Origin of the sequence: Glutamicibacter sp. BW77, assembly GCF_002332285.1 — a bacterium.
Classification (GTDB): Bacteria; Actinomycetota; Actinomycetes; order Actinomycetales; family Micrococcaceae; genus Glutamicibacter; species Glutamicibacter bergerei.
Genome location: NZ_NRGT01000008.1, coordinates 60,300 through 68,886, shown reverse-complemented (window position 1 = coordinate 68,886; position 8,587 = coordinate 60,300). Strand labels below are relative to the sequence as shown.

General features: G+C 57.6%; 7 protein-coding genes. 1 reads left to right on the top strand and 6 read right to left on the bottom strand.

Going from position 1 to position 8,587, the window contains the following annotated elements:
• Window positions 1-37: 37 nt before the first annotated feature.
• Window positions 38-1,465, bottom strand: coding sequence for an argininosuccinate synthase (gene argG, locus CIK74_RS01050; protein WP_096253848.1), 1,428 nt, complete (start codon window positions 1,463-1,465; stop codon window positions 38-40).
• A 137-nt stretch (window positions 1,466-1,602) separates the two neighbouring features.
• On the opposite strand from argG, the gene CIK74_RS01045 reads away from it, so the two are divergent.
• The gene (locus CIK74_RS01045) at window positions 1,603-2,577 is read left to right on the top strand and encodes an aldo/keto reductase (RefSeq protein WP_096253847.1); all 975 of its coding nucleotides are present in this window, start codon (window positions 1,603-1,605) and stop codon (window positions 2,575-2,577) included.
• 84 nt (window positions 2,578-2,661) lie between these two features.
• Here CIK74_RS01045 and CIK74_RS01040 read toward each other — a convergent pair whose 3' ends face one another.
• From CIK74_RS01040 to CIK74_RS01020, 5 genes are all read right to left on the bottom strand, one after another.
• Entirely contained in the window at window positions 2,662-3,138 is a 477-nt protein-coding gene (locus CIK74_RS01040) for a Rieske (2Fe-2S) protein (RefSeq protein WP_096253846.1), read from the bottom strand.
• Between the two features lie 67 nt (window positions 3,139-3,205).
• A complete protein-coding gene (locus tag CIK74_RS01035) occupies window positions 3,206-3,679 on the bottom strand; it encodes a Rieske (2Fe-2S) protein (RefSeq protein WP_096253845.1) in 474 nt (157 codons plus the stop codon).
• Window positions 3,680-3,834: 155 nt separating this feature from the next.
• Entirely contained in the window at window positions 3,835-5,949 is a 2,115-nt protein-coding gene (locus CIK74_RS01030) for a 3-hydroxyacyl-CoA dehydrogenase NAD-binding domain-containing protein (RefSeq protein ID WP_096253844.1), read from the bottom strand.
• 10 nt (window positions 5,950-5,959) lie between these two features.
• A complete protein-coding gene (locus tag CIK74_RS01025) occupies window positions 5,960-7,210 on the bottom strand; it encodes an acetyl-CoA C-acyltransferase (RefSeq protein WP_229677110.1) in 1,251 nt (416 codons plus the stop codon).
• Between the two features lie 150 nt (window positions 7,211-7,360).
• Complete coding sequence (locus CIK74_RS01020; RefSeq protein ID WP_096253843.1) at window positions 7,361-8,578, bottom strand: HRDC domain-containing protein; 1,218 nt, start codon at window positions 8,576-8,578, stop codon at window positions 7,361-7,363.
• Window positions 8,579-8,587 lie beyond the last annotated feature (9 nt).

The following is an 8,587-nucleotide window of genomic DNA, read 5'->3' as shown; positions in this document are numbered from 1 at the left end:
GATGTTCTGGCCGGCTTATTGTTATTGACTAAAATCCTTAGTCGGTTCCGGAGTCAAACGCTGCGGACTCGATGGCACGGTCCGTTGCTAGACCCGATTCGTCGACCGGTGAGGCGTCGACAATGTCGTTCGCTCCACCATTTTCCAGTGCGCCAACCAGCTTCGCGGTGGATCCACCAACCAAGCCCATACCTGCATACTGTTCCAGACGACCGCGCGAATCGGCGATATCCAGGTTACGCATGGTCAGCTGACCGATACGATCCAGCGGACCGAAGGCTGCGTCACCTACGCGTTCCATGGACAGCTTGTCCGGGTGGTAGCTAAGGTTTTCACCTTCGGTGTTCAAGATCGTGTAGTCATCGCCGCGACGCAAACGTACGGTCACGGTACCGGAGATGGCCGAACCGACCCAACGCTGCAACGACTCGCGCAGCATCAGTGCCTGTGGATCCAACCAGCGACCCTCGTACATCAGGCGGCCCAGACGGCGACCTTCGTTGTGGTAGCTGGCTACGGTGTCTTCGTTGTGGATCGCGTTGACCAGGCGCTCGTAAGCGATGTGCAGCAGCGCCATAGCAGGTGCTTCGTAGATGCCGCGCGACTTCGCTTCGATGATACGGTTCTCGATCTGGTCACTCATGCCCAGACCGTGACGGCCACCGATGATGTTAGCCTCATTGACCAGGGCCACCGGATCGGTGAACTCCTTGCCATTGATGGCTACCGGACGGCCGGCGGAGAAGGTGACCGAAACATCTTCGGCCTTAACTTCAACCGATTCGTCCCAGTACTTGACGCCCATGATTGGCTCGACTGCCTCAAGTGAGGTGTCCAGCAGCTCTAGCGTCTTTGCCTCGTGGGTTGCGCCCCAGATGTTGGCGTCAGTGGAGTACGCCTTTGCTGCCGAGTCACGGTAAGGGAAACCGTGCTCCTGCAACCATTCACTCATCTCCGAGCGGCCGCCCAGCTGAGCGACGAATGCTGGGTCAAGCCATGGCTTGTAGATACGCAGCTTCGGGTTAGCCATGAGGCCGTAACGGTAGAAGCGTTCGATGTCGTTACCCTTGTAGGTCGACCCGTCGCCCCAGACATCCACGCCGTCTTCGCGCATCGCGCGAACGAGCAGGGTGCCGGTGACGGCACGGCCCAGTGGGGTGGTGTTGAAGTAGGCTTTTCCGCCCGAGCGAATATGGAAGGCACCACAAGCAAGTGCTGCGAGGCCTTCTTCGACCAAGGCTGGTTTGCAATCGACCAGGCGCGAGGCTTCGGCACCGTATTCCAGAGCACGGTCTGGAACTGCATCGATGTCGGGCTCGTCGTACTGGCCCAGATCGCCGGTGTAGGTGTAAGGGATGGCGCCCTTGTCGCGCATCCAGGCAACTGCGACCGAAGTATCAAGGCCGCCGGAGAACGCGATACCGACGCGTTCGCCTACAGGGAGAGAGGTGAGGACTTTTGACATGTTTCCATCCTAATGGATAAATATGCAACACAGTGAATCGAGGTGTGAAATGTTCAGCACACCGTCCTACCCGATAGCCTATGGGTAAGTCGCCGCCTAAGTGAAGCGGCACCGCGCAAATTATCAAAGAGGTGCTCATGGAATTTCGTCAGCTTGGCCGCAGTGGTCTGAGTGTTTCGGTTGTTGGACTCGGTTGTAACAACTTGGGGCGCCCGGGAACGGCCACGGAATCACAAGCCGGAACCGACGCGGTGATCCACGCCGCTCTCGATGCAGGAATCACCCTCTTTGATGTGGCCGACTGCTATGGGCGTGAGCCCGGCCTGTCCGAAGAACGCCTTGGTAAGGCGCTGGGCACCGCGCGTGAAGACATCGTGCTCGCCACCAAATTTGGCATGGATATGAAGGGTGTTAACGGTCCAGACTTTAACGCTCGCGGATCTCGTCGCTACATCGTTAAAGCGGTAGAAGCTTCATTGCGCCGTTTGGGAACCGACTACATTGACCTCTACCAATTCCATACCCCTGATGCGAACACCCCCATTGAGGAAACGTTGAAAGCTCTCGATGACCTGGTGAGCAGCGGAAAGGTACGTTACCTTGGGCACTCAAATCGTACTGGCTGGCAAATTGCGCAGGCCGAGTATGTAGCCCGTGAGTTGGGCGCCGAACGATTTATTTCAGCGCAGAATCATTACAACCTTATTGATCGCCGAGCCGAGCTGGAGATCTTGCCCGCAGCCAAGGAATTCGGTCTCGGCGTGTTGCCTTACTTCCCGTTGGCAAACGGTTTGCTTACCGGAAAATATTCCAAGGGGCAGGCTCCGGAAGGAAGCCGACTGACACACGCTCGTCAGGCCTTGCTCGAAACCAGTGACTTTGAGCAGTTGGATAAGTTTGCGGCATTCGCTGCCGAAAGAGATCTCACCCCAGCGCAGCTCGCATTCTGCTGGCTCGCGGCCCAAGAGCCAGTGTCCTCGGTCATTGCCGGGTCGACGCGCCCGGAGCAGGTCGCGGCCAATGCAGAGGCGATTAGCTGGGTCCCCACGGATACCGAGCGCGAAGAAATCAACCAGATCTTCCCTAGCCCACAGAAGGTGGCATTGTTCTAAGCGGAATCTTCGCGCACCATGAACGCAGGGAATCTCATCAAAACTGGTGAGATTCCCTGCGTGAGGTATTTATTGAACCCTTGCTCAAGCATCTAGTGGTGGATAAACCACGATGTCTTGTCCCTTGATGCTCGCGGCGTAGCGAGTAAGTCCTTTCGGCGCAGGTCCTGCGAGCACACTGCCGTCTTTGTAGTCATAGCGTGAGCCGTGGCAAGCACAATAAAAATTCGCTTCGGGAGTTTCTGTGCCCACTGCACATCCCTGGTGGCTACAGATATTCGAGTAAGCCAAGACCGTGCTTGCATCTGGTCGATAGAGCAAAACGCCAAGATCTTTGCCGCTGGCAGGCCCGCGTACGGTGACCTCGGCCTTTCCCAGTTCCGCTAGCTGATCGCTAGGCATCACGTTTTGACCGTCCCCGTCGGGACTGGGCGCCGCGCTGGCCTGTTCCGATGAACCGGGGGAGGAGCTAGGGCTACAAGCGGTGAGCGCCGCGCCAAGACCTGTGGCACCGGCAGCGCCTAGAAGCGTACGACGAGTGGGCTTCGAAGGAGAATCCATGGGCTAAGTGTGGCAGAGCCGGAGGCGAAAAACACTAGAACGAGAAGTATTTATTCCTGGTCGTGGTTTAGGCCTCGCCCAGATATACGACGATGTCCTTACCTTTGATTTCGCAAGCGTACCGGGGCAGGGCCTCGATTGCTGGCCCAGCGGTCGCCGAACCGTCCGCGGGGCTGAAGCGTGAACCGTGGCAGGCACAGTAAAAATCGTTTTTGGAAGACTTCGGGGTCACTGCACATCCTTGGTGGGTGCAGATACTCGAATAGGCCAGCACGGTTTTTGCGTCTTTGCGGAAGAGCAATACGCCAATCTCTTCGCCTGTAGCTGGGTCTTTGGCAACAACCTGTGCCCGCGCCTTCTCTGGAAGATCGGTTAAGGGCAGTACGGTCTGCGCTTCGCCGGCTGGCTGCGGTACCTGACCCGGTGTGGGGTTGGGAGCGACGGATTCTCCGTTGCCACAGGCGGTGAGTAATGCGCTGGAGCCTAGAAGCGCAGAAGCGCACATTACGGTACGGCGGGCGGGGCGAGCAATATCGGTCATAGCTAGATTCTCTCAGATTAACCTGTGGCAAAGCTAAGCCGTATGCCCTCTGCGTAGCAAGTCACAGGCTAATGCGCGCAAAAGCGAAGACCCCCGTGTGGCTGTAATTCACAAATGGAATAACAGCCGCACGGGGGTCTTCGCAGAATGGGAGATTAGGAGTTGAACTTCTTCCCATTTACTCGGTCCGAGGCTCCAACCTGATCGAGGTACGGGGTGATCCCGCCCAGATGCATTGGCCAACCGGCACCGGTGATCATACACAGATCAACGTCGGCAGCTTCGGCCACAACGCCTTCGGCAAGCAACAAACCGATTTCTTCGGCCAAGGCATCCTGCACACGGATCAGGATCTGCTCCTTGGAAGAAGGCTTGTCACCAAAGCTCAGCAAACCATCCATCTCGGGGTTTAGTATCTGAGCACCCTTGTCATCCTTGATCCATAACGTGGTGATCTTTGCATCGATCAACTTGCCCAGATTCTCTGAGATCGCAAAACGCTCCCCGAAGGATGCATTAAGTGACTCATTGACGTGTTGTGCCACGGGGAGACCAACCATAGACAGCAAGGTGAATGGAGTCATCGGCAGTCCCATTGGACGCAAGGCGGTATCTGCGGTGAGCGCGTCGGTGCCTTCATCGAATGCTGCCTGAACTTCACTCATCAATCGTAGTAGCACGCGGTTGACCACAAATGCTGTGGCATCCTTGGTGCGCACAGTAGTTTTGCGTAGGTTTTTACCCAGAGCAAAGGCTGTGGCCACGGTTGATTCGTTAGTCCACTGGGTCGCTGCAATTTCCAGCAACGGCATCACGGCGACGGGGTTGAAGAAGTGGAACCCGACTAGGCGCTCAGGGTGGGCTAGTTCCTTGCCCATCTCGGTGACGGAGAGTGAGGAGGTGTTGGTGGCCAAGATGCATTCGGCAGATACCACGGCTTCAACCTCGGCAAACACCTGCTTCTTAACGTTGAGTTCTTCAAAGACCGCCTCGATGACAAAGTCTGCGTCGGCGAAGGCTTCCTTGGTCACCGAACCGCTCACTAGCGCCTTAGTGCGGTTGACCGCGTCCTGGCTCATCCGTCCCTTGGTTTGGAGTTTGTCGATTTCACCGTGAATGTAGGCAAGACCTTTGTCTACGCGGGACTGATCAAGGTCGGTGATGATCACCGGAACGTTCAGTCGGCGCACGAAGAGTAGAGCTAGCTGGCTTGCCATCAATCCGGCACCAACCACGCCAACCTTCGTGACCGGGCGAGCAAGCTTGGCACTAGGCGCTCCGGCAGGACGTTTGCCACGCTTTTGCACGAGGTCAAGGAACGAGTAGACGGTGTTCTTGAACTCATGGGTGGCCATCAGCTCGGTCAGCGCAGCGATTTCTAGTTCGGCGGACTGCGCTTGGGTGAGCGTCATGCCCTTGCGGAACACTTCGAGCACCTTGTACGGGGCGGGGGTCGCGCCGGAAAGCTTCGCGTCAACGAACTTTTCTGCCCGATCTGCCGCGTCCAGCCAGCGCCGTGCCACCTCTGGGTCGCTAGGATCCACCGAATTTTCGCGCAGTACTTCGAGTTCACCGCTCAATACCGAGCCGGCAAACTTGACCGAGTTTTCGATGAAGTCCGCTGGTTCGAACAAGGCATCGGCGACACCAAGCTTGTGAGCTGCCGGGCCGGAGAGCGTGCGGTTGTTGTTTAGTGGGTTTTCCACCATCACCTTCAGCGCATTTTCCGGGCCGATAAGTCGTGGCAAGCGGTAGACGCCGGCCCAGCCTGGGATGAGGCCAAGGAAGGCTTCGGGTAGTCCCAGGGCTCCGGCGGTGGTGCTGACCGTACGGTAGTTACAGGCCAGCGCGATCTCTAGTCCGCCGCCCAGGGCCAGTCCGTTAATAAAGGCGAACGTGGGCACGCCTAGGTCTGCCAGTAGGTCGTAGGCGCGGTGGCCCAGTGTAGCCATGGCGGTTGCGTGTTCAGGTGCGGAGAGGCGGGTGACTGCGGACAGGTCCGCACCGGCGATCAAGAAGTACGGCTTGCCGGTGATCGCTAGACCGTGAATTTCTCCGGCTTTGGCACGCGCCGCCTGCTTTTCAAGTTCCGCTCGCAGTTCGATCAGTCCGCTTGGGCCCAGCGTGGTGGGTTTTTTATGATCCAGCCCGTTATCTAAGGTGAGCAGTACCAGCGTTTTGCCATCTGGAAGCTGCACATCCTTGGTGAAGGAGTGAGTCACGGTTTCGTCGTGCATGAGTTCGGTGACGGCCGAATAATCCTGTGTCATGTTCTCTTCCCTAAGCCTTCGTGCCAAAGTCTGCGTGGTTTGGGTTCTCCCAAATTACGGTGCCGCCCATGCCCAAGCCGATGCACATGGTGGTGATTCCGTATCTGACCGAATGATCTTCGTCGAATTGGCGAGCCAACTGAGTCATCAGTCGCACCCCAGAGGAAGCCAGCGGGTGACCGACGGCGATCGCGCCACCATAACGGTTAACACGCTCATCGTTCTGGTCAATGCCGTAGAAGTCGAGGAAGGAGAGCACCTGCACGGCGAAGGCTTCGTTGATTTCAAACAATCCGATGTCTGAAATCTTCAGTCCAGCCTTGGCCAGTGCCTTTTCGGTGGCCGGGACCGGCCCGTAGCCCATCACATCGGGGGAGACCCCGGCGAAGGCGAAGGAGACCATACGCATTTTTGGTGTTAACCCAAGTTCACGTACGGCGGTCCCGCTGGCGAGCATCGCTGCGGTAGCTCCGTCATTCAGTCCCGCAGCATTACCCGCAGTGACTCGGCCGTGGGCACGAAAAGGGGTGCGCAGGTCGGCGAGGGATTCCATGGTGGTATTTGGCCGTGGTGGTTCGTCGACGGTGTTGACCGCCCACCCTTCGCCTGGTCGTTGTGCGGCAACCTGAACCAGATCCGGCTGGATCTGGTTGTGCTCGTAAGCCTTGGCTAATTTCTGCTGGGAGGCTACCGCGTAGCTGTCTGCACGTTCCTTGGTGATTTCGGGGAACCGGTCATGCAGGTTTTCGGCGGTATTACCCATGTTTAGTGCTTGTGGGTCGACGATCTTTTCGCTCAGAAAGCGTGGGTTTGGATCTGCGCCGGCACCCATGGGGTGATTGCCCATATGCTCGACGCCACCGGCGATCACGACGTCGTAGGATCCGAAGGCGATGCCGCCAGCTAGCGAGGTGACCGCGGTCATGGCGCCGGCGCACATCCGGTCGATGGCGAATCCGGGCACCGACTCGGGGATGCCCGAGAGTAGTCCAACGGTGCGTCCGATGGTTAGCCCTTGGTCACCGGTCTGCGTCGTGGCAGCCATGGCGATTTCATCAATTTTCTCGGCCGGAACTTCGGGGTTGCGGCTGAGCAGACCACGAACGGCTTTAACCGCAAGGTCATCGGCGCGTGTTCCGTGATAGATGCCTTTTTCGCCTGCTCTACCGAATGGGGTGCGTACCCCATCGACAAAAAAGACATCGCGGTCCTCTAGTGAGGTGTGCGCGGGTGCGGACACGGAGGTAGTGTTGACGCTCACCGTCGGGCTCCTTGGGATAGGTTTAGGCTGCCCAAAGATCAGGGGCAGTGGTCAGTATCACAGTGACCTAAACCATACGTTACTCATGAGTAACTTGAAGTGCAAGTGCTGAGCGCGTAACTCAGCAATTTCCCGAAGGCCTATGGCGCCTTAGCCGCGCAATGCGTCGGCAAGTTTTGCACTCAAAAGCTCGCGCTGCCAAGGCCTGGCGCCAAGTTCTTCCAATGCACTATCCACGGTTCCGATACTCAAGCTCGCCGGCGGATTCCAGCACAGCGCACGCAGGAATTTCGGAGTCAAAAGGTTTTCTCCGGGGATGTTCCAGTGCTCGCTAATCTCCGTGAGGACTTCGCGCGCCGCGGTGAGCCGTAGGGCTGCCTGCGGATTCTTCTCGCCCCAGATGCGGGCGTTGGGTAGGTCCTGTACCCCGGAACGTAATTCTGGAAGGTCGGGTTTATTTCTTCCGCGTTGCATCGCATCCAGCCAGCGCGGAGCATCTCGTTTTGCGCTACGCCCGTGGAAACCTGGAATCTGTAGCAGTGTGGGGACACTATTTGGCCGATGGTCGACGGCTGCCATAATGGCAGAATCTGGCAGCAGGCGTCCTGGAGCCACATCGCGGCTTTCTGCCAGGGACTCGCGCGACTGCCAAAGTTCACGAGCTACCGAGAGGTTCCGGCGGTTCTTGATTTTATGGATACCAGAGAGCTTGCGCCAAGCCTCGGGTGGAGCCACTGGATCTGGAAGATGGCGCACATACTCAAATTCCTGGGCAGCAAATTCTAGCTTGCCCTGTTCTTCAAGGATCTGGGAAATCTCTTCACGCAGTTCAAACAGAACCTCCACATCCAGTGCCGCATAGTTCAGCCACGATTCGGGCAAAGGTCGGGTAGCCCAATCAACCGCTGAATGTTCTTTGGCTAGCTGCAGGCCTAATAGCTCCCCAACCATCGTTCCCAGTGCGACCCGGGGGAAACCTGCTAAACGGCCGGCAAGTTCGGTATCAAATAATCCGGTCGGGGCCAAGCCCTCGTCATGTAAGCACGGCAAATCCTGGGTGGCAGCATGCAAGATCCACGGCAATTCATTCATGAAGTCGACCAGCGGATCGAGCGACTCAATACTTTCGGGATCAATCAGCCAGGTGCTGGCACCTTCGCGACGTATTTGGATGAGGAAGGCGCGGCGTCCATAACGAAATCCGCTGGAGCGTTCGGTATCAACTGCGAGATCTCCGGTGCCAGCGCGTAGCGCGCGAATCGCCCGGTTCAGTGCCGCAGGGGTGTTGATGACTTCCGGGATACCATCTCGTGGAGCGGTCAGTGGAGTCAGGGTTTGCTGGTCTGCGGCTGGATCTGAAGTAGTCATGGTCCTTCT